The following is a 19,750-nucleotide window of genomic DNA, read 5'->3' as shown; positions in this document are numbered from 1 at the left end:
AGCCCCGAAAGATTTTCGGAGCTGTTATGTAATCGTCTCTTTTTCTGTTTGTTATTTCAAACGAGCCAAAGTTTCCTTGATACGACGCATAGATTCTACGATGTTTTCGTCAGAAGTAGCATAGCTCATGCGGATGCATTCAGGCGCACCGAAAGAAGTACCGCCTACGCAAGCCACGTGACCTACTTCCAGCAAGTACATAGCCAAATCATCGGCATTGTTGATCACACGGTCGCCGTCTTTCTTTCCGAAGAAAGAATCGCATTTCGGGAACAGGTAGAAGGCTCCCTGCGGCACGTTTACTTCAAATCCCGGGATTTCTTTGGCCAGTTTCACAATCAGGTCACGACGGCGTTCGAATGCTTTGCGCATTTCCTCTACCGGAGCCTGAGTGCCTGTATAAGCAGCTTCAGCGGCTTTCTGTGATACAGAGCAAGGTCCTGAAGTATACTGTCCCTGCAATTTGTTCACACCTTTTACAATCCATTCCGGTCCGGCGATGAAACCGATACGCCATCCTGTCATAGCGTATGCTTTTGATACACCGTTGACGATGACTACACGGTCTTTGATGTCAGCAAACTGAGCGATGCTTTCGTGTTTGCCGATATAGTTGATGTGCTCGTAGATTTCATCCGCAATGACAATCACACGTTCGTGCTTGGCAATGACTTCTGCCAGTCCTTTCAGTTCTTCCTTTGAATAGACTGAACCTGTCGGGTTGGACGGAGAGCAGAGAATCAGCGCACGTGTTTTCGGAGTGATGGCAGCTTCCAGCTGGGCCGGAGTAATCTTGAAGTCCTGTTCGATGCCTGCACGTACGATGACCGGAGTACCTTCGGCCAGTTTCACCATTTCCGGATAGCTTACCCAGAAAGGAGCCGGAACAATCACTTCGTCACCTTTGTTGATCAGTGTAAGGATGGTGTTGCAGACAGACTGCTTGGCACCGTTTGCACAGCTGATTTGTGCGGCGGTATATTCCAGACCGTTTTCATTTTTCAATTTTGCCACGATGGCGTTGCGCAGTGCCGGATATCCGGCTACAGGTGAATAACGAGAGTAGTTTTCGTCAATGGCCTTTTTAGCGGCTTCTTTAATATGGTCCGGAGTATTGAAATCCGGTTCTCCCACACTCAGGTTGATGACGTCAACCCCCTGAGCTTTAAGTTCACTACTTTTCTGTGACATAGCCAGTGTAGCCGAAGGCGACAGGCTGTTCAAACGATCTGAAAGTTGGTTCATTTTATTGTGTTATTAAAGTTGGAAATTTTCTTTGCAAAAGAAGCTAATTTCTTCCATATATAAAAGAAATTAGCTTCGAAAAAGGTTTATTTTCTGTCTCCAAGTATGCGGAGAAGATAAATGAACAAGTTGATGAAGTCGAGATACAGGGTCAAGGCTCCCATCAGGGCTATCTTCTGCGTGGTCTCGTTCACTTCAATGTCGTCGTGCGACAGGAGTTGCTTGATTTTTTGCGAATCGTAAGCGGTAAGTCCCACAAACAGCAGCACGCCGATGTAAGAAATGATCAGGTCCATCATCGAGTTGTGGAGGAACATGTTCACCAGTGAGGCGATAATCAGTCCGATGACTCCCATCAGGCAAAGGCTTCCGATGCGGGTAAGGTCTTTCTTGGTGATATAGCCAAACAAGGCGGTTACTCCGAATGTTCCGGCCGTCACGAAGAAAGTGGTGGCAATGGAGCTGAGGGTATAAATCAGGAACAGCACGGACATTGTGACTCCGTTCAGCACCGAATAGGCGATGAACAGGAGGGTAGCCGTGGTGAAACTGATTTTATGTATGCGGGCAGAAAGATACATCACCAAGGCTACTTCGGCAATCAGTAAGCCCCAGAATAGGATGGAGTTCTGCATCATGGTCTCAATGAGGGTGTATGATTTAGCCACATACATGGCCACAAAGCCTGTGATGACCAGCGCCAGCGTCATCCAAATGTATACACTGCGAAACAAAGCCGTTTGTGCGGCTTTGCTGGCAAAGCTTTTTACTAAATTGTTTGTTTCCATAGGTCTTGATTATTTATTGAAATGTAAGGTATGTCCCATTCTGTCTTTTTTGGTACGCAGGTAGCGCTCATTGTACTTGTTGGGCGTCACTTCAATGGGCACGTTTTCTACGATTTCCAGTCCGTAGGCTTCCAGTCCCACACGTTTCACCGGGTTGTTGGTGAGCAGACGCATCTTGTGGATACCGATTTCGCGAAGAATCTGTGCACCTACTCCGTAGTCACGTTCGTCGGCCTGGTGTCCCAAGCAAAGGTTGGCATCTACTGTGTCCATTCCTTCTTCCTGCAGCTTGTAGGCTTTCATCTTTTCCATGAGGCCGATGCCGCGTCCTTCCTGGTTCAGGTAGATGATGGCTCCCTTTCCTTCTTTTTCGATTTGCTGCATGGCTTTGTGCAACTGTTCGCCGCAGTCGCAGCGCATGGAACCGAAGATGTCGCCGGTAGCGCAAGATGAATGTACACGTACCAGTACTGGTTCGTTTTCAGAGAAAGTACCTTTGATTAGCGCCACGTGCTCCAGTCCGTTGCTTTTCTGACGGAAAGGAATCAGACGGAAGTGTCCGTATTCGGTCGGCATGTCTACTTCCACTCCTTTTTCTACCAGTGATTCTTGTTTCAGGCGGTAGGCAATAAGGTCGGCAATGGAAATCAGTTTGAAGCCGTATTCGTCGGCCATCTTCTTCAGTTCCGGCAGACGGGCCATCGTGCCGTCTTCGTTCATCACTTCCATCAGGGCAGCGGCAGGGTAGAGTCCGGCCAGGCGAGCCATATCCACGCACGCTTCCGTATGTCCGGCACGGCGGAGTACGCCTTTGTCTTGTGCATACAGCGGATTCACGTGTCCGGGACGTCCGAAGGTTTCCGGCTTGGAAGTCGGGTCGGCCAGTGCGCGGATGGTAGCTGCACGGTCGGCAGCCGAAACTCCGGTAGTACAGCCTTCCAGCTTGTCGATGGTTACGGTGAACGGCGTGCCCAGTACAGACGTATTGTTAGACACCTGATGTGGCAAGTCCAGTTCTTCGCAGCGGGATATAGTGATAGGGGCGCAAAGTACACCTCTTGCATGTTTCAGCATGAAATTTACTTTTTCCGGGGTAATCAGTTCGGCAGCTACCACCAGGTCGCCCTCGTTTTCGCGGTCCTCGTCGTCTACGATGATGACGAATTCTCCTTTGCGGAAATCTTCGATTGCCTCTTCAATTGTATTCAGTTTGATTTTCTCCATAATGATATGATAGTTTAGAATGATTTTTTAATTCTTTCCTGTATGTCACGGCTGGTCTTGACAATGGTTTTCAGGTCCTTGTCCAGACGTACCCGGTAACGCCAGATATTCAGCCAGATGAGCAGTCCGGCTGGAACAATGATACCAATCAGCAGATTGAGCCAGCGGTTGTCCGACACGCTTTTATGCGCTTTGATGGATAAGAACGGATAATTGTTCAAGAAGTTCAGCACCACTCCGTCTTTGGTGTTGGACAGTTCTTCTATCAGCGCTTCCATCTGCTGGCTGATTTCCTTGATGGCATCGTCATGCTTGTTGTTGGTAAACACCTGATAGTAGTTCGGCGGCCCCAACAGCTTGTGGGTGTTCCCGTAGGTCTCACACTTCCGGCAAAGGTCGTCCAGTTCCTGGCAGATTTTGTTGTAATCAGGTGTATGGATAATGACCTCTTTCTTGAAAATGTGGCGTGATACCCGGATGCCTAAGAGTTTTCGGAAGAAGGCTGCATAGACATCGATGTTGAACACCACGGAATCCTTGTTCGACTTGTAGGTGAGGAATCCGCCCAAAGGTGCCAGGATGAGGGTACTCATCCAGGTACCCAGCACAATGTTCATCTCTCCACTTTTGGCCACACGGGTGGCTCCAGAGTCGATGATGTAGTAGAGCACAAAGATCAAGACCGAAATCACGACCGGCATACCCAGTCCTCCTTTACGGATGATGGCTCCCAATGGGGCACCAATAAAGAAGAAGATGATACAGGCCAGTGACAAAGTGATTTTCTTGTGCCAGTCTGATTGGTGACGGCGGATGTTTCCGTCGGCCTCTCTTGTCATGTAGCTTTTCATGCTCCATTCTGAAATGAGTGAAGAAAGCCGCATTTCAGTGGTGTTGAGGGCCTTTAACCGCTGTGCCGATGTCATGCTGTTCAGTATACTGTCGGTATTGATCATGCTCAGATGTTCTGTCTGGATTTTAGTGGAATCCGTTTTGGTAAGCAGCGGTTTTCGGTACGTCGTTTTCATGGCGTCCGAGTACATGGCATGCCCCACACTGTCGGCATACATGTTCAGGGAGTCGATGGCCAGCGAGATTTCACGCATGTTTTTGATGTCCGAACGCTGGTTCAGGAAGTTGCCATCCACCATTTCAAAATTGGTATCGAAAGCAATCAAGGTATGCTTTTCCTTGAATGTTTCCCGGCGATAGGGGACGTTGCGCGAGATGACTGATTGGGATTTCAGGTTCTCAAACTGCTCTCCGTTGTACAGATGCAGGTACAGATGTTTTTTGTCGGCAGTCAGTTCCAACTTTCCTTCTGCTGCCCAGATGATGTGGGCATTCTCAAATCCATCGGAAAAATTGTATATCAGGACGTCTTTCAGGATACCTGTTTCACGGTCCTTGTGCTTGACGTAGATGTTATATCCTTCAATGTCACTATAGAATACTCCTTCCGGAATGTCCACTTCCGGTGATTTTTGTTTCATGGAAACCAGCAGGGTCCAGAGTTCCTTTTGGGCTCTCGGACCAATGACGTTCTGAAAAAAAAACGACATGACTCCCAAGAACATGCAGAAAAGCACGACCGGGCGGATGATGCGGAGCAGAGGAATACCAGCTGCCTTCATGGACAACAGCTCATAACGCTCTCCAAAGTTTCCGAATGTCATCAAGGCAGCCAGCAGGATGGCCAGTGGGAGAGACAATGGAATCAAAGTCAGTGCTGATAAAAAGAAGAATTGAGCCAATACGCTCATCTCTAAGCCCTTTCCGACCAGTTCGTCGACATATCTCCATAGAAACTGCATCATGAAAATGAACAGGCAGATAAAGAATGTCCCCGAAAAGAGCATCAGAAAACTCTTTAAGACGAATATATCAAGTTTTTTTATGCGTAGCATTCCTGTTTAATATTATCAGCATGCAAAAGTAGCACAAAAAACGGACAGCAAAATAAAGTTTTGTATATTTTATAGATTTATACTCCGAAAACTCTTTTCAAGGTTTCTATTTGAGAGTCCCAAAGGCTGCGTACGTCTTCTTCCTCTCCGGGTTCAGCAAAGTCTGTAATTTCCAGCGAATGGTCGGTAGTCAGTTCGTTGTAATGGATTTTCATTTCGAAATAGCTTTTGGCCTCGTCATCATCCAGCCAGTGAAAGCGAATGAAAAATTCCGGGCGGCTGTTGACTACGATGGCTTGCCGTGTCTCCGTTTTTCCCCAGTGGAATGTATAGGTTTTTCCTTCTTTTGTCACTTGGTCGGCAAACCAGCGCTGCAGGCCGGCGGTCGTACTGATGGCATTCCATATGATGACACTGGAAGAAGGATTCAGTGGATATTCTATTTGTGTTTTTCTTTTCATGACGTTTTTAGTGTTTTTATTTGTATTTTTTGCAACGGTGGCAAATTAAAGTATTTTTTTGTTCACTCCATAATGATTGGAGATATTTTTTTAGGAATTCTAATCGTCTCAAGTTGTTTTTTTAAGGCATAAAATAAATACTTTACATCGAAAGGTTAATTGGGGCAAATGGTGGAAATTGCTTGTTTATAGTGCTTTACTAGCGGATAAAGTCGGACAATATGTGGCTTCTTTCCGAAAAAAGAGTAAAAAAGGGAGGATAAATTTGCGCAATTCAAAAACTTGCTCTATCTTTGCACCCGCAATCACGAAATGATGGCGGGATAGCTCAGCTGGTTAGAGCGCATGATTCATAATCATGAGGTCCCCGGTTCAATCCCGGGTCCCGCTACGAAGAATGATTTAGCCGTTGGGTGGCTTCCACGCCTGGCGGTTTTTTTAATGGAATGGCGGGATAGCTCAGCTGGTTAGAGCGCATGATTCATAATCATGAGGTCCCCGGTTCAATCCCGGGTCCCGCTACAAAAAAAAGACATTCAGTGAGTTTTCCCTGAATGTCTTTTTTTTATGTTTGTTTCTGAAAGTCATTTCCGGCGTGTCTTCCACAGACGTGTCATGTCTTCCAATGTCTTTCCCTTCGTTTCTGGTACCAGTCGCCATACGAAGATGGCGGCTATGACACAGATAGCTCCATACAATCCGTACACAAACATGTGTCCGAATTTGTCGCCCATGTCTCCGGCACTCATGTTATACATCGGCAGGAAAGTAGAAGAGACGATGAAATTGAAAATCCACTGGAAGGCTACGGCGATGGCTACAGCTGCTCCACGGATGGTGTTGGGGAAGATTTCGGCAATGAGCACCCAGCAGATAGGGCCCCAGCTGAACATGAACGAAGCACTATAAATCATGATGCTGATGACAGGTATCATCGGAGAAAGTCCGCTCACGGCATTGCTGAAAGCGACTCCGAAGGCACCGATAGCCATACCAATGGAACCGTAAATCAGCAGGGGCTTGCGTCCCCATTTCTCCACAGTAAAGACAGCCAGCAGTGTGAACAGGATGTTGACGATGCCCATGAATACGGTCTGTACCATTGGGTTGCCCATACCCATGCTTTCAAAGATGCGAGGGGCAAAATATAAGACGGCATTGATGCCTACGGCTTGTTGGAATACACTCAGCATGATACCAATGAAGATGACCATCCAGCCGTATGTGAACAGTTTTTCTGTTTTTTCATTGGCGGTGTCTTTGATGTCTTTCAGGATGGCCTTGGCCTGTGTCAGTCCGTTGATACGGCTCAGTACAAACAGCGCTTTTTCGTCGCGTCCGGTCATAGCCAGGTAGCGCGGTGTTTCGGGAACAAAGAATACCAATAGTGTGAACAATCCGGCAGGGACGGCTTCACTGACAAACATCAGGCGCCATCCGGTTTCAATGCTCCAAGCAGCTTCGTCCGGATTCATAATACGGTTGACTCCGTCGACGATTTCCACAATCGGATTCAGGTGGTCGCCCAAGATAAGGAAGTTGACAAAATAGACTACCAGTTGACCGAAGATGATGGCAAACTGGTTCCAGGAAACCAATGTGCCACGGATGTTGCTGGGAGCAATCTCAGCGATATACATCGGGCAGATGGCTGATGCCAGTCCTACACCTACACCTCCCAGCACACGGTAGAAGTTGAATGCCAACAACAGGGAATAGGAAGGGTCTCCATGTGGAAAAAAGAGAAATTCCGGATAGTATGACCCCAAGGCTGACAGGAAGAACATGACACCTGCGGCCAACAGAGATACTTTTCGGCCAAACCGAGACGCAAAGAAGCCGGAAAGCGCACTACCAAGGATACATCCTAACAAAGCACTTGAGGAAGTGATGCCGTGCCAGGTATCGGTGTAGAGGAAATCGTCGGCTCCTATGAAAAAAGCCTGAAGCCCTTTTTCTGCACCGGAGATGACAGCTGTGTCATAACCGAACAACAGTCCGCCGAGAACGGCTACGAGTACGATGGAAAACAGATAGGCTCTGCTTCCTTTTTCTGTGTAATTCATAATGAAAGGCTTTTTTAAGGAAAAAGATAACCGGCATACCCGGTCGGGGGAAGATGAACTTCACCGACGGGCATGCCGGTTGAACGCTGAAAACTCAGCACATTAGCAATACATGTTTACAATAGCTTCGTACAATTCTTGTTTTCCGCTGGTCTGTTTCGGTTCACCTGCTTTCTTAGCGTAGGCTACTACATCTTCCAGAGTCAGCTTGCCTTCTTCAAATTCTTTTCCTTTACCGCTGTCGAATGAAGCGTAACGGTCAGCAAACATCTTCTTGTAAGGAGATTCTTCGAGCAGACGGGCTGCATTTTCCAACGCACGAGCCATGGCATCCATTCCGGCAATGTGTGCGATGAAGATGTCTTCCAGGTCGGTAGAGTTACGACGTGTCTTGGCATCAAAGTTCGTACCGCCGTTGCCCAGACCACCACCACGGATAATCTGCATCATAGCCTGGATCAGTTCATAGTTGTCGATAGGGAACTGGTCAGTATCCCATCCGTTCTGGTAGTCACCGCGGTTGGCATCGATAGAACCCAGCATACCGTTGTCTACAGCGACAGCCAGTTCGTGTTCGAAGGTATGGCCAGCCAGCGTAGCGTGGTTCACTTCGATGTTGACCTTGAAATCTTTATCCAGTCCGTGAGCTCTCAAGAAGCCAATTACAGTTTCAGTATCTACGTCATACTGATGTTTGGTCGGTTCCATTGGTTTCGGTTCAACCAGGAAGGTACCCTTGAAACCTTTTGCACGTGCATAGTCGCGAGCCATTGTCAACATTTGTGCCAGATGGTCTTTTTCACGTTTCTGGTCGGTATTCAGCAAAGACATGTAACCTTCACGTCCACCCCAGAACACGTAGTTTGTACCGCCTAGTTCGATAGTCGCATCGATGGCATTCTTGATTTGTACAGCAGCACGAGCTACTACGTCGAAATCAGGGTTGGTAGCAGCACCGTTCATATAACGGGCATGGCCGAATACGTTGGCAGTACCCCATAACAGTTTGATACCTGTTTCTTCCTGTTTTTTCTTGAGGTAAGCCACGATTTCCTTCAGGTTAGCTTCGTATTCTTCAATGGTATCGGCTTCGTCGCACAAGTCTACATCGTGGAAACAGTAGTATTCGATACCGATTTTTTGCATGAATTCAAAGCCTGCATCAGCTTTTTCTTTAGCAGCCTGTACTTTATCAGGATTTCCTTTCCAAGGGAATTTCTTGGTACCGCCACCGAACTGGTCACCGCCTTCTGCACACAAAGTATGCCACCAAGCCATTGCAAACTTCAACCATTCTTTCATCGGTTTGCCCATGATGATTTTGTTTGCGTCATAATAACGGAAAGCCATCGGGTTTTTGCTTTCTACACCTTCAAATTTGATTTTTCCGATTCCCGGAAAGTACTCTTTTGTTGCCATAATATTTTTGTTTTTAAAGTTAATGTATGATTATTTTTTTGTGATAGTTTCAAGACATTCTTTCCAACGAGCGTATGCGTCGGCGTAAGCGGCTGCGTCAGAAGCCTTCGGTTCGATAACCGCGAGCTTGTCGAGGGTGGCAAAAGCTTCCACATGGTCTCGGTAGATGCCTGCACCCATTCCGGCTCCTTTGGCGGCACCTACAGAACCGTCGGTGTCATACAGTTCGATGGTAGCTCCGGTCACTCCGGCCAGTGTGTCGCGGAAGAGCGGGCTCAGGAACATGTTGGCATGTCCGGCGTGGATTTTCTTTACGTCCATTCCCATACCTTTCATGATGTCAATGCCGTAGCGGAAAGAGAATACGATTCCTTCCTGTGCGGCACGCAACAGGTGACTGCGGTTGTGCAGGTTGAAGTTGACACCTTGGATGGAACAGCCTGTTTCCTGGTTCTGCAACATGCGTTCTGCACCATTCCCGAATGGAAGGATGCTGATGCCGTCTGCTCCGATGGGGGCCTGTGCGGCTACTTCATTCATTTCTGCATAGCTGAGATCGGAAGCGAGCGTACGCTTCATCCACGAGTTGAGGATGCCTGTACCGTTGATGCAGAGCAATACCCCCAGACGTGTTTGTGAAGGAGTATGATTGACATGTGCGAAGGTGTTGACACGTGACAACGGGTCGTAGTTCACACTGCCGTTCACTCCGTATACCACTCCCGATGTACCGGCAGTAGAAGCAATTTCTCCCGGATTGAACACATTCAATGACAATGCATTGTTCGGTTGGTCACCGGCACGGTATGTGACCGGAGTTCCCGCTTTCAGTCCCAGTTCGGCAGCAACCTTTTCAGTCACTTTACCTTGTTCGGAGAAAGTCGGACGGATGTCAGCCAGCAGGGAAGCGTCGATACCATAGTAGTTCAGCAAGAAATCTGCTACCTTGTTTTCCTTGAAGTCCCAGAACATGCCTTCCGACAATCCGGATACGGTGGTACAGATTTCCCCGGTCAGTCGCATGGCAATGTAGTCGCCCGGAAGCATGACTTTGTAAATCTTCGCATAAACGTCCGGTTCGTTTTCCTTTACCCATGCCAGTTTGGAAGCCGTAAAGTTTCCCGGTGAGTTGAGCAAATGAGAAAGGCACTGTGCTTCTCCTAATTCCTGAAATGCCTTCTGTCCGTAGGGTACGGCTCTGGAGTCGCACCAAATGATAGAAGGACGAAGTACCTGCTGGTTTTTGTCCACGCAAACCAGTCCGTGCATCTGATACGAAATACCGATGGCTTTGATTTCTTCTGCCTTGGCTCCGGATGTGGTCAATACAGCCTGTGTAGCCAGTTTCAGGTTTTCCCACCAGCTTTGCGGATCTTGTTCAGCCCATCCTTGTTTGACGGCAAGGATAGGGGCTTCTGTTTTTGGGAAAAAAGCAGAAGCGGCGCATTTCCCGGTTTCTACGTTTACTAGACTCGCCTTGACTGACGAGCTTCCTATGTCATAACCTAATAAATACATATTTTTATATCGTTTTTTGATTATCTTCTTGTTTTGTTGTAGATTTTCCGGTCGAACCGGTAATATCTTGCGGCACGATGGGATACTCCCTGTTCATATTCCTCCAGCGGTACGATGTATTCCATCATTGAAATCTTTTTGTGGAAGTTGCGTACGTCCAACGGTTTGCCGAGAATCACTTCGTAGAGCATCCGGAGCTGTAGGGCCGTGAACTTGCGTGGCAGCAGTTCGAAAATGCACGACGGGTTGAATTCGATGTGGTGACGGATGAACTTGATGGCCTCTGCAATGATCAGGTTGTGGTCGAAGGCCAGGTCCTTGATATCCTCAAGAGCCACCCATTCAGCCTTGTACTCATCCAGGTTCTTGTTTAAGGTCTTGTCTATTTTGACCAAGGCCAAATAGGCGATGGTGACAATCCGTTCCACTTTAGCCTTCTCAGCCCGTTCCAACCAATGTATGTCTTTGGGATTCTTGGTACGGTCTTTGGATCCGAACGCCTTGAATTGCATCAGATTTACGTTTTTGAGACCCGTCAAATCTCGAAGTACCCGTTTGGCGGCATCGTCCAGATCTTCATCCATATAAATCAGGCTTCCCGGAAGCTTCATGTCATGGAAAACTTCTCCACTTTCTTCCCCCACACGTTTGACGAGCAACACTTTCAGTTTCTCTCCGTCAAACCCGATGACCACGCAGTCTACCGAGATATGATTGTTGGCTAATTGTCGTGTGTATTCCATAAGCATTTTTTTGTCTTCATTGCAAAGAACGTTTTTTTTATTGAGATATGCAAGTGTATTTTTGATTGTGTAAATGCTTATTGTTCAATAGAATGAATATCTTAGTATATACAATATCATAATTCTTTGTTTTTGTATTTCTTACAATATGTATTCAGGGTGATTTCTCGTTTCAGTCTTTTTCTGATTGTAATGAATTTGAAGTGGCAAATATTCAGTGTCTTAAGCGAAAGGTAGACGACGTGGAGTGCAGGTTACTTATTGTATTTTTTGTGGTGTGGCATGGAAGGCCTGTCCGATGCCTGTATGGGGTAGGGATATTGGTATTTTTTGGATGTGTTAAAAATACAAAAGAGAAAAAATTGTACCTTTGCGTAGTTTTTTAGAGGAAAGATTATGATAGAAGATTCAATGAAACTGATTATGCTGGGCACTGGAAATGCTGCCGTAGTGAACTGTTACAATACCTGTTTTGCACTTTGCCGTGGAGAAAACTATTTTTTGGTGGATGCCGGAGGAGGAAACGGTATCTTGTCGCAACTGCAGAAAGCTCATATCCCTTTGAACCACATTCATGAGATTTTTGTGACGCATGCCCATACCGACCATATTTTAGGAGTGATATGGATGATTCGTGTGGTGGCGCAGGCTATTCAGAAGGGAGAATATGAAGGCACCCTGCGGGTGTACGGCCATGAGAAGGTGGTCAAGGTGCTCGACTGGATTTGCCGGATGACATTGCCGAAGAAGATTGTGGACCGTCTGGGAGAAGACATTTTGTTGTGTGAGGTAGAGAATGGAGGCAAGTTTCAAACCATCGGTCTGGAAGTAGAATGTTTTGACATCGCTTCGACCAAGGAGAAACAGTTTGGTTTCCGGACTATGCTGCCCGACGGACAGTCATTGGTCTGCCTGGGTGATGAACCTTACAATGAATGCAACCGTCACTATGTGGAAGGAGCTGATTGGTTGCTTTGTGAAGCGTTTTGTCTGTACGAAGACCGAGAACGATTCAAACCTTACGAGAAACATCATAGCACCGCACTCGATGCCGGCCGTCTGGCTGCTCAGCTTGAGGTAAAGAACCTGTTGCTGTATCATACGGAGGACAAGACACTGGCTACCCGGAAAGTCCGTTATACGGCGGAAGCGGCTTCTCAGTTTGGCGGAAAAGTATATGTGCCGGATGACTTGGAAGAAATTTTACTATAAGGTAAGATTGTAATTACTGTATAGAAGTGGAAGAGTTATTACGGAGTAATGAGTAGACTACTACGAGGTAGTTTCAAGAGGATTTAAACGAAAAAAGAGGTCATTCTCCTGATGGGAGTGACCTCTTTTTGATAGGATACATTTTATTCTTATTCTTTTTCTTTTAAGCTTTCATCAATGGCCTTGATTTTACCCAGTACCAGTTCCATGTCTTTTTTCAGACGTTCAATCTTACGGGTGATATCGGCCACCAGTGTGTTTCCTTTCTTGGAAGAAGAGTTCAGGAATCCCAAGTTGTTTTCGTAGGTCTGGATGTCGTTCTTCAGCCCTTCGTAAGTGCGAACCAAGCGTTCACGGTCACGATACAGATTGCTTTCCTTGTTGCCGCTGGTGCGTACGTTGCTCAGGCGTTTTTCTGTTGCCGACAGGTGTAGACGGTCGAACAGTTTGTCTACCAAGCCGTGGAATTCTTTGTACAGGCGGTCTTTTTCTTTGAAAGGTACGAAACCGATGGAGTTCCATTCCTTCATCAGGGCGCGAACCTGTTCTGCGGTAGCTTCATCAGCTGTTCCGGCAGCTTCGAGGGCAGCCATCCGTTTGATGACATCTTCCTTCTTCGCTTGATTTTCCACTTCTTCTGTACGTTGTGAAGAAGTCGCCTTGTTTTTCTGTTCAAAGAAATAGTCGCAGGCACCGATGAAACGTTTCCATACCGTATCCGAATGCTTCTTGGCTACCGGACCGATGGTTTTCCATTCCTTCTGGAGTTTGGTCAGAATGTCAGCTGTCTCTTTCCAGTCGGTGCTGTCTTTCAGGGCTTCCGCCTTTTCACAAAGCGCCTTTTTCTTTTCCAGGTTGGCCGCCATGGTTTCCTTTATAGATTTGAAGAATGCAGCTTTCCGGCGGAAGAACTCATCGCAAGCAGCCCGGAAGCGTTCAAAAATCTTGACGTTCATCTTCTGTGGCGCATAGCCGATGGTTTTCCATTTGGCTTGCAGAGCCAAGACTTCTTGTGTCTTTTCTTCCCAGTCGGCAAAAGTGGTAAACTTGTCGTATTCCATACTTTCCACGATTTCACAAATCACGGTTTTCTGGTCCAGGTTGTTCTGTTCCTTTTCTTTCAGCTCCTCAAAGTGCTGCTGATGACGTTTGTTGATAACCGTGGAGGCCGCTTTGAAACGGGTCCAGATAGCTTCGCGCAAATCTTTGGCTACCGGTCCAATGGCCCGGAATTCCTGGTGAAGTTTCTGTAGCTGGTGGAAGGCCGAAATGACATCGGGTTCATCGGCCAGCTTCTCTGCGGCTTCGCACAAGCGGGTTTTCAGCTCCAGGTTCTTCTTGAAGTCGTATTCACGGAACTCGTTGTTCAGCTTTACCATGTCGTAGAATTTTTCGGTATAAAGCTGATACGTTTTCCAGAGCTCGTTGACTTTAGCTGCAGGTATTTGTCCGATTTCGTTCCATTCCTGTTGGAGTTTCTTGAAATCGTCGTAAATCTTGTTTGTATCTTCTTGTGATTCGGTCAGGTATTTCATTCTTTCCAGAATGCCCAGCTTTTTAGTCAGATTTTCTTCTTTTTCCTTTTCCTGCGCAGCAGCCAAGGCATTTCTTTTTTCCTTGATGGCATTCATGACCTTCTTGAATTCTTCTTCAACTGGTTCTGCTTGCGGGATAAAATCGTCTGCATTTCCTCCTGCTTCGATGAAAGCTTTCCGTGCCGCTTCTGATTTGGCCTTTTGAAGTTTGTAGAATGTTTGTTTGAGGGTGTCGATTTCCTGTTTGTCGGTCAGGTCATTCTTTTCATTGATTTCCTTGAGGCGTTGCACCACTTCTTCCAAGGTCTGTTTCGGAGTGTACGTATCCTTTTCGGTTTCTTCCATAGTAGGAACCGGGGCTTCAACGGGTTTTTCCATTGGCGCCTCAGTTAATGGGCGGTTAGTTTCGTTTACTTCCATCGTATATAGATTTTAAAGAGTATAATTCTTTTGTTTGTATATGTGTGTTTATAAAAAAACTCTTACAAATTAAAGAAATAAAATCTGATTTTCATATTTTTTCAGTGGAAAACTTAAAAAATAGAATGATTTTTCTGAAGAGATTTGAATAAATAGGAGGATTTCCGTCGTTTTTGAGGGGTGAAAAAAACGCCTTTGCGTTTGAAGGAAAACGTAAAGGCGTTTTGTTCAAAACGTAAAGGCGTTTGAAGTAAAATGTACTTGCGTTTTACTCCAAACGCACTTGCGTTTTTTGGGGGAGATTTTTAGGCCAATAATACAGTGATTCCCATGTACATCAGCATACCGATAATGTCGTTGGTGATGGAGATGAACGGTCCGGTGGCAATGGCCGGGTCGACCTTCAGTTTTTCCAGGGTCATGGGGACCAGCGTGCCGAATATAGAGGCGAACATGACGACGGCAAACAGGCTGATGGACACGGAGTAGCTTACGGTGGCATTGGCTCCGAAACGAATGAAATTGTAGATGTACACCAGCATGGAGATGATGGTGGCATTGATGAGGGCCACTACTGATTCTTTGAGTACCTGCTTGAAAGTGTTTTCGGCGCTCAGCGAACTGTTGGCCAGACCCTGTACCACCAAGGCAGACGATTGGGTTCCTACGTTTCCTCCTGTACCACCAATCAGCGGAATGTAGAGAGCCATTTCCGGATGGGCTGCAAAAGTGGTGTCGAAGTTCCCTAAAATCATGGAGTTGCCGATTCCTCCGAGCATACCGATAAGCAGCCAGGGCAGGCGGGCTGTGGTCTGACGAAATACGCTGTCGTCAGTTTCTACGTCCTGTGACAAACCGGATGCCAACTGGTAGTCACGTTCGGCCTGTTCACGAACCTCATCCATTACGTCGTCGACGGTGATTCGTCCTACCAGACGGCCGATGCTGTCGACTACGGGAACGGCTACCAGGTCGTATTTCTCAATGGTCTGTACCACTTCTTCAATCGGAGTGTCTACATGGACGGAAATCGGGTCTTTTTTCATCACGTGTTTCACCTTGGATACCGACGGGCTGGTAATCATCTTCTTCAACGGGAATACTCCTCGCAGGCGTTCGTCGTCGTCTACTACATATACATAATAGATTTCGTCCATGTCTTCGGCCTGCAGACGCATCTCGCGCAGACACTCAGGCATACTCCAGTTTTCGTTCACAATCACCATTTCCGTACCCATCAAACCACCGGCGGTGTCTTCGTCGTATTTCAGCAAGTCGACGATGTCGCCCGCCTGTTCAATGTCTTCGATGTGTGAAAGCACTTCTTCCTGCTTGTCTTCGTCCATCTCTCGGATAATGTCGACGGCATCGTCCGAGTCCATGTAATCCACAAACCGTTTGGCGATGGTTTCCGGAGGCAGGATTTCGAGGAATTTCTTTCGGGCATCCTCGTCCATTTCAATCAATACGTCGGCTGCTGTTTCGTTGTCCAGCAGCAGGTAGATGAAGCGGGCGTCTTCGGCGTCCAGCTCGTTGCATAGTTCGGCAATGTCGGCCGGGTGATGGTCTTTGAGTACCTCTTTCAGCTGGTCGGAATCTTTCTTCTCAATCAGCTCGGTGACGGTTTTGATATCTTCGCTGTTCATCTCGTAAGTTTCAGAAGAGTTCTTTTATTGTAGTCTGTTGTCTCGTGTGCAGGGTTATTCCGCTTTAGGAGCGGAAGTTTGCAGGGCCTGTTCCACCCGGTTGGTCAGGTCGATGAAGTCTTGCACGGATAATTGTTCCGGTCGCTTGTTGAAGATGGGGTCGGCGCTGAGCGGGTTTCCCTTGTCCAAAATGGATGAAATGGAATTGCGGAGTGTCTTGCGGCGCTGGTTGAACGTGGTCTTGACAATCTGCTTGAATAGTTGTTCGTTGCAACCCAGTTCCTTGGTTTCGTTGCGGGTCATGCGGATGACGGCGCTCTTTACTTTTGGGGGAGGGTTGAACACGTGCTCATGCACCGTGAACAGGTATTCCACGCTATACCAGGCCTGTATCAGCACGCTCAGGATACCATAAGTCTTGTTCCCTGGGGATGCGGCAATACGTTCAGCCACTTCTTTCTGAATCATACCCGTACAGCAGGGAATGAGGTCCTTGTTGTCGAGCATCTTGAAGAAAATCTGGCTGGATATGTTGTAAGGATAGTTCCCGGTCAAAACGAAAGGCTTTCCGTCGAAAAGTTGCCGGAGATCCATTTTCAGAAAATCCTGTTCGATGATGTGGTCGCCCAGCTGCGGAAAGTTCTCGCGCAGATATGCCACCGATTCAAAGTCCAGTTCCACGACTTTGAGCGGGCGCTCTTTCTTCAGCAGGTATTGGGTGAGTACGCCCATTCCGGGGCCTACCTCGAGAACGGGAAGTGCCGGGCAGGCATCTACCGTGTCGGCGATGTCTTGCGCCACTTGCAGGTCTTTCAGAAAGTGTTGTCCTAAAAACTTTTTAGGTTTTACTAATTTCATGCCTCAGGTTTTAAATGTTCATATTATCTTTGTATCTTGCAAAGTTAAATATAAATCTTTATATACCGACTGATTTTGGAACGAACAGGTTTAAAAAAAATAATAAACAAGGTCTTTCAGATTGCCCTTCCGCTGGTGTTGGGAGCGGCTATTCTGTGGTGGACCTACCATGATTTTGATTTCCGACGGGTGTGGAGCGTGCTCGACGGGGGGATGAATTACGGCTGGATGGCTTTTTCACTGGTATTCGGTGTGTTGGGACATTTGTTTCGCGGATGGCGCTGGAACCTGACGTTGGCTCCATTGGGCGAATATCCGAAAGTGGCAAACAGTGTGTATGCCGTGTTTGTATCGTATGCGGCCAATCTGGTGGTACCCCGTGTAGGCGAAGTGTCCCGTTGCGGCATATTGGCAAAATATGATGGCGTTTCTTTTTCCAAATCGTTGGGTACGGTGGTTACCGAGCGATTGATTGACAGTCTGTGCGTCATCCTCATCACGGTGGTTACTCTATTGCTCCAGTCGCGTATTTTCGCGGCATTCTTCGAGAAGACAGGAACGAACATGGGGTTCTTTACCGGACTTTTCACATCGACCAACTTTTATATTACCTTGACCTGCCTGTTTGCTGCGGGAGTACTGTTTTTCTTTCTGGTCCGTAAGTTGGCCATTTTTACGAAAGTGCGGAGCATTCTGAATGATGTATGGGCCGGATGCCTTTCCCTCCGCCATGTGAAACGCCCTTGGCTATTTACCTTATATACTATAGGTATATGGGCTTGCTATTTCTTGCAGTTCTATGTCAGCTTCTATTGCTTCGATTTCTCGGCTTCGCTGGGATGGATGCCGGGGCTGGTGATGTTCGTGGTAGGAAGTATTGCAGTGGCGGTGCCTACTCCCAATGGGGCGGGTCCGTGGCATTTTGCGGTCATCACCATGATGATGATGTATGGGGTTGATAAAGATGATGCAGGAATATTTGCCCTGTTGGTGCATGGTATTCAAACCTTTTTATTAATTTTGCTTGGTATTTATGGCCTTGTGGCCTTACCTTTGGTAAATAAGAAACACGCCGGAAAGTAATTTGCTTGCCGGATAAAATCAAATAACAATATGGACGAAATTCTTTCTTTGGCTCCGCAGAATGTGTGGAAGCATTTCTATTCGTTGACTCAAATTCCCCGTCCGTCGGGACATTTGGAAAAAATTCAGGCCTTCTTGCTGGATTTCGGTAAGCAGGTGGGTGTGGAATCATTTCAGGATGAAGCCGGAAACATTATCTATCGGAAGCCGGCTACTCTGGGCATGGAAGACCGTAAGGCCGTTATTCTGCAGGCCCACATGGATATGGTTCCTCAGAAAGACAAACATACACAGCATGATTTTGAAAAAGACCCTCTTTCAGTCTATGTAGACGGAGAATGGGTGAAAGCAAAAGGTACGACTTTAGGTTCAGACGACGGTATGGGTGTGGCAGCCATCATGGCAGTCATGGAAGACAAGTCGCTGAAACACGGTCCGCTGATGGCACTGATTACGGCCGATGAAGAAACCGGTATGTATGGTGCTTTCGGTTTGAAACCGGGTACGGTGGAAGGAGATATCCTGTTGAACCTGGATTCTGAAGAAGAAGGACAGCTTTATATAGGTTGTGCAGGTGGCGAAGACCTGACAGCTACATTGGAATACAAGGAAGTGGAAACCGATCCGGAAGACGTGGCGCTGAAAGTGACGTTGAAAGGACTGCGCGGTGGTCACTCCGGTATCCAGATTGGCTGGGGACATGCCAATGCCAACAAACTGATGGCACGTTTCATGAATCAGGTGATTGCTTACGATGAGGCTTGCCTGGTATCTTGGGAAGGCGGTAACATGCGCAATGCCATTCCGCGTGACTGTGAAGTGGTAATTACCGTACCGGCTTCGGAAGTGGATGATGTGTTGGCTTTCGTAGGTGAATGTGAGCAGGTATGGCGCGATGAATATGCGACCATTGAAGACAACCTGAGCTTTACGGCTGAGCGTGTAGACTTGCCGAAGATGATGGTGCCCGATGAAATCCGCGACAACTTGGTAGATGCTATCTATGCTTGTCCGAATGGAGTGGAACGCTTTATTCCGACCATTCCGGATACGGTGGAAACTTCTTCCAACTTGGCTATCGTAGAAATCGGTAAGGGAAAAGCTGCCATCAAGGTGCTGACCCGCAGTGCTCGTGAGTCTATGAAGGATTACCGCAATACAGCAATTGAAAGCTGCTTCTCTATGGCTGGTATGCACGTAGAACGTTCTGGCAGCTATTCTGGTTGGGAACCGGATGTGAATTCTCCGATTCTGCATGCTATGAAGGATGCTTACAAGGCACAGTTTGGAGAAGCACCGGAAGTGAAAGTGATTCATGCCGGACTGGAATGTGGTATCATCGGTGCTATTGTGCCGGGATTGGATATGATTTCATTTGGTCCTACGCTGGAATGCCCGCACACTCCGGAAGAACGTTGCCATATTCCGTCAGTAAAGAAATTCTATGACTTCTTGGTAGCTACTTTGGAGAATACGCCGAAGAAATAAATTTTTGGCCCCCAATATAAATAGATACGGAGAGAATCTGGTTCGTATGGAATCTGGATTCTCTCCGTTTTTTGTATCCTTGGAAGAGGGCGTTTTGCTTCTTTTAATTAAAATCTATGCAGTAATATGGGAAATCT

At 47.1% G+C, this 19,750-nt stretch carries 15 protein-coding genes and 2 tRNA genes; 5 read left to right on the top strand and 12 right to left on the bottom strand.

Annotation, left to right across the window (positions count from 1 at the left end; genetic code table 11):
* Window positions 1–51: 51 nt before the first annotated feature.
* The 5 genes from H6A28_RS01760 to H6A28_RS01740 form a co-directional block, all read right to left on the bottom strand.
* Window positions 52–1,245 (bottom strand): pyridoxal phosphate-dependent aminotransferase, encoded by a 1,194-nt coding sequence (locus H6A28_RS01760; RefSeq protein WP_204475426.1) that lies wholly within the window; start codon window positions 1,243–1,245, stop codon window positions 52–54.
* 86 nt (window positions 1,246–1,331) lie between these two features.
* On the bottom strand, window positions 1,332–2,033 hold the full coding sequence (locus H6A28_RS01755) for a Bax inhibitor-1/YccA family protein (RefSeq protein WP_204475425.1): 702 nt from the start codon (window positions 2,031–2,033) through the stop codon (window positions 1,332–1,334).
* Between the two features lie 9 nt (window positions 2,034–2,042).
* Window positions 2,043–3,257: a bifunctional 3,4-dihydroxy-2-butanone-4-phosphate synthase/GTP cyclohydrolase II gene (locus tag H6A28_RS01750; RefSeq protein ID WP_204475424.1), complete on the bottom strand. Its 1,215-nt coding sequence runs from the start codon at window positions 3,255–3,257 to the stop codon at window positions 2,043–2,045.
* A gap of 14 nt (window positions 3,258–3,271) precedes the next feature.
* Window positions 3,272–5,164 (bottom strand): LptF/LptG family permease, encoded by a 1,893-nt coding sequence (locus tag H6A28_RS01745; RefSeq protein ID WP_204475423.1) that lies wholly within the window; start codon window positions 5,162–5,164, stop codon window positions 3,272–3,274.
* 77 nt (window positions 5,165–5,241) lie between these two features.
* Window positions 5,242–5,625 carry an START-like domain-containing protein gene (locus tag H6A28_RS01740; protein ID WP_204475422.1) on the bottom strand — a complete coding sequence of 128 codons (384 nt, stop codon included), beginning with the start codon at window positions 5,623–5,625 and terminating at the stop codon, window positions 5,242–5,244.
* A 317-nt stretch (window positions 5,626–5,942) separates the two neighbouring features.
* Here H6A28_RS01740 and H6A28_RS01735 point away from each other — a divergent pair.
* Together H6A28_RS01735 and H6A28_RS01730 are read left to right on the top strand one after the other, a co-directional pair.
* Window positions 5,943–6,016: transfer RNA gene (locus H6A28_RS01735), tRNA-Met, on the top strand.
* 57 nt (window positions 6,017–6,073) lie between these two features.
* A tRNA-Met gene (locus H6A28_RS01730) sits at window positions 6,074–6,147 on the top strand.
* A 62-nt stretch (window positions 6,148–6,209) separates the two neighbouring features.
* On the opposite strand, the gene xylE is transcribed toward H6A28_RS01730, so the two are convergent.
* From xylE to H6A28_RS01710, 4 genes are all read right to left on the bottom strand, one after another.
* The gene (xylE, locus tag H6A28_RS01725) at window positions 6,210–7,691 is read right to left on the bottom strand and encodes a D-xylose transporter XylE (protein ID WP_204478646.1); all 1,482 of its coding nucleotides are present in this window, start codon (window positions 7,689–7,691) and stop codon (window positions 6,210–6,212) included.
* Between the two features lie 102 nt (window positions 7,692–7,793).
* Window positions 7,794–9,110, bottom strand: a complete 1,317-nt coding sequence (gene xylA, locus H6A28_RS01720; RefSeq protein WP_204475420.1) for a xylose isomerase — start codon at window positions 9,108–9,110, stop codon at window positions 7,794–7,796.
* Window positions 9,111–9,140: 30 nt separating this feature from the next.
* Window positions 9,141–10,628, bottom strand: a complete 1,488-nt coding sequence (locus H6A28_RS01715) for a xylulokinase (RefSeq protein ID WP_204475419.1) — start codon at window positions 10,626–10,628, stop codon at window positions 9,141–9,143.
* 20 nt (window positions 10,629–10,648) lie between these two features.
* Window positions 10,649–11,377 (bottom strand): NUDIX hydrolase, encoded by a 729-nt coding sequence (locus tag H6A28_RS01710; protein ID WP_204475418.1) that lies wholly within the window; start codon window positions 11,375–11,377, stop codon window positions 10,649–10,651.
* A gap of 390 nt (window positions 11,378–11,767) precedes the next feature.
* Between H6A28_RS01710 and H6A28_RS01705 the strand changes: the two genes are divergently transcribed.
* Window positions 11,768–12,583, top strand: a complete 816-nt coding sequence (locus tag H6A28_RS01705; RefSeq protein WP_204478645.1) for an MBL fold metallo-hydrolase — start codon at window positions 11,768–11,770, stop codon at window positions 12,581–12,583.
* Window positions 12,584–12,732: 149 nt separating this feature from the next.
* On the opposite strand, the gene H6A28_RS01700 is transcribed toward H6A28_RS01705, so the two are convergent.
* The 3 genes from H6A28_RS01700 to rsmA form a co-directional block, all read right to left on the bottom strand.
* Window positions 12,733–14,538, bottom strand: coding sequence for a DUF349 domain-containing protein (locus H6A28_RS01700; protein ID WP_204478644.1), 1,806 nt, complete (start codon window positions 14,536–14,538; stop codon window positions 12,733–12,735).
* A gap of 305 nt (window positions 14,539–14,843) precedes the next feature.
* Complete coding sequence (mgtE, locus tag H6A28_RS01695) at window positions 14,844–16,184, bottom strand: magnesium transporter (protein WP_204477172.1); 1,341 nt, start codon at window positions 16,182–16,184, stop codon at window positions 14,844–14,846.
* A gap of 54 nt (window positions 16,185–16,238) precedes the next feature.
* Entirely contained in the window at window positions 16,239–17,042 is an 804-nt protein-coding gene (gene rsmA / locus H6A28_RS01690; protein WP_204477174.1) for a 16S rRNA (adenine(1518)-N(6)/adenine(1519)-N(6))-dimethyltransferase RsmA, read from the bottom strand.
* Between the two features lie 75 nt (window positions 17,043–17,117).
* Here rsmA and H6A28_RS01685 point away from each other — a divergent pair, with 75 nt between their 5' ends.
* Together H6A28_RS01685 and H6A28_RS01680 are read left to right on the top strand one after the other, a co-directional pair.
* Window positions 17,118–18,125: a lysylphosphatidylglycerol synthase transmembrane domain-containing protein gene (locus tag H6A28_RS01685; RefSeq protein WP_204478643.1), complete on the top strand. Its 1,008-nt coding sequence runs from the start codon at window positions 17,118–17,120 to the stop codon at window positions 18,123–18,125.
* A 30-nt stretch (window positions 18,126–18,155) separates the two neighbouring features.
* Window positions 18,156–19,613: an aminoacyl-histidine dipeptidase gene (locus H6A28_RS01680; protein ID WP_204478642.1), complete on the top strand. Its 1,458-nt coding sequence runs from the start codon at window positions 18,156–18,158 to the stop codon at window positions 19,611–19,613.
* The last annotated feature ends 137 nt before the right edge of the window (window positions 19,614–19,750 follow it).

Source organism: Bacteroides mediterraneensis (assembly GCF_016900355.1).
In the GTDB taxonomy this organism is placed as follows: domain Bacteria; phylum Bacteroidota; class Bacteroidia; order Bacteroidales; family Bacteroidaceae; genus Phocaeicola.
This window is presented reverse-complemented; position numbering and strand designations above follow the sequence as displayed.

Bases quoted from the DNA above. Each gene is read 5' to 3' on its own strand.
- H6A28_RS01760 (WP_204475426.1), bottom strand. From the start codon at position 1,245: ATGAACCAACTTTCAGATCGTTTGAACAGCCTGTCGCCTTCGGCTACA.
- H6A28_RS01755 (WP_204475425.1), bottom strand. From the start codon at position 2,033: ATGGAAACAAACAATTTAGTAAAAAGCTTTGCCAGCAAAGCCGCACAA.
- H6A28_RS01750 (WP_204475424.1), bottom strand. From the start codon at position 3,257: ATGGAGAAAATCAAACTGAATACAATTGAAGAGGCAATCGAAGATTTC.
- H6A28_RS01745 (WP_204475423.1), bottom strand. From the start codon at position 5,164: ATGCTACGCATAAAAAAACTTGATATATTCGTCTTAAAGAGTTTTCTG.
- H6A28_RS01740 (WP_204475422.1), bottom strand. From the start codon at position 5,625: ATGAAAAGAAAAACACAAATAGAATATCCACTGAATCCTTCTTCCAGT.
- xylE (WP_204478646.1), bottom strand. From the start codon at position 7,691: ATGAATTACACAGAAAAAGGAAGCAGAGCCTATCTGTTTTCCATCGTA.
- xylA (WP_204475420.1), bottom strand. From the start codon at position 9,110: ATGGCAACAAAAGAGTACTTTCCGGGAATCGGAAAAATCAAATTTGAA.
- H6A28_RS01715 (WP_204475419.1), bottom strand. From the start codon at position 10,628: ATGTATTTATTAGGTTATGACATAGGAAGCTCGTCAGTCAAGGCGAGT.
- H6A28_RS01710 (WP_204475418.1), bottom strand. From the start codon at position 11,377: ATGCTTATGGAATACACACGACAATTAGCCAACAATCATATCTCGGTA.
- H6A28_RS01705 (WP_204478645.1), top strand. From the start codon at position 11,768: ATGATAGAAGATTCAATGAAACTGATTATGCTGGGCACTGGAAATGCT.
- H6A28_RS01700 (WP_204478644.1), bottom strand. From the start codon at position 14,538: ATGGAAGTAAACGAAACTAACCGCCCATTAACTGAGGCGCCAATGGAA.
- mgtE (WP_204477172.1), bottom strand. From the start codon at position 16,184: ATGAACAGCGAAGATATCAAAACCGTCACCGAGCTGATTGAGAAGAAA.
- rsmA (WP_204477174.1), bottom strand. From the start codon at position 17,042: ATGAAATTAGTAAAACCTAAAAAGTTTTTAGGACAACACTTTCTGAAA.
- H6A28_RS01680 (WP_204478642.1), top strand. From the start codon at position 18,156: ATGGACGAAATTCTTTCTTTGGCTCCGCAGAATGTGTGGAAGCATTTC.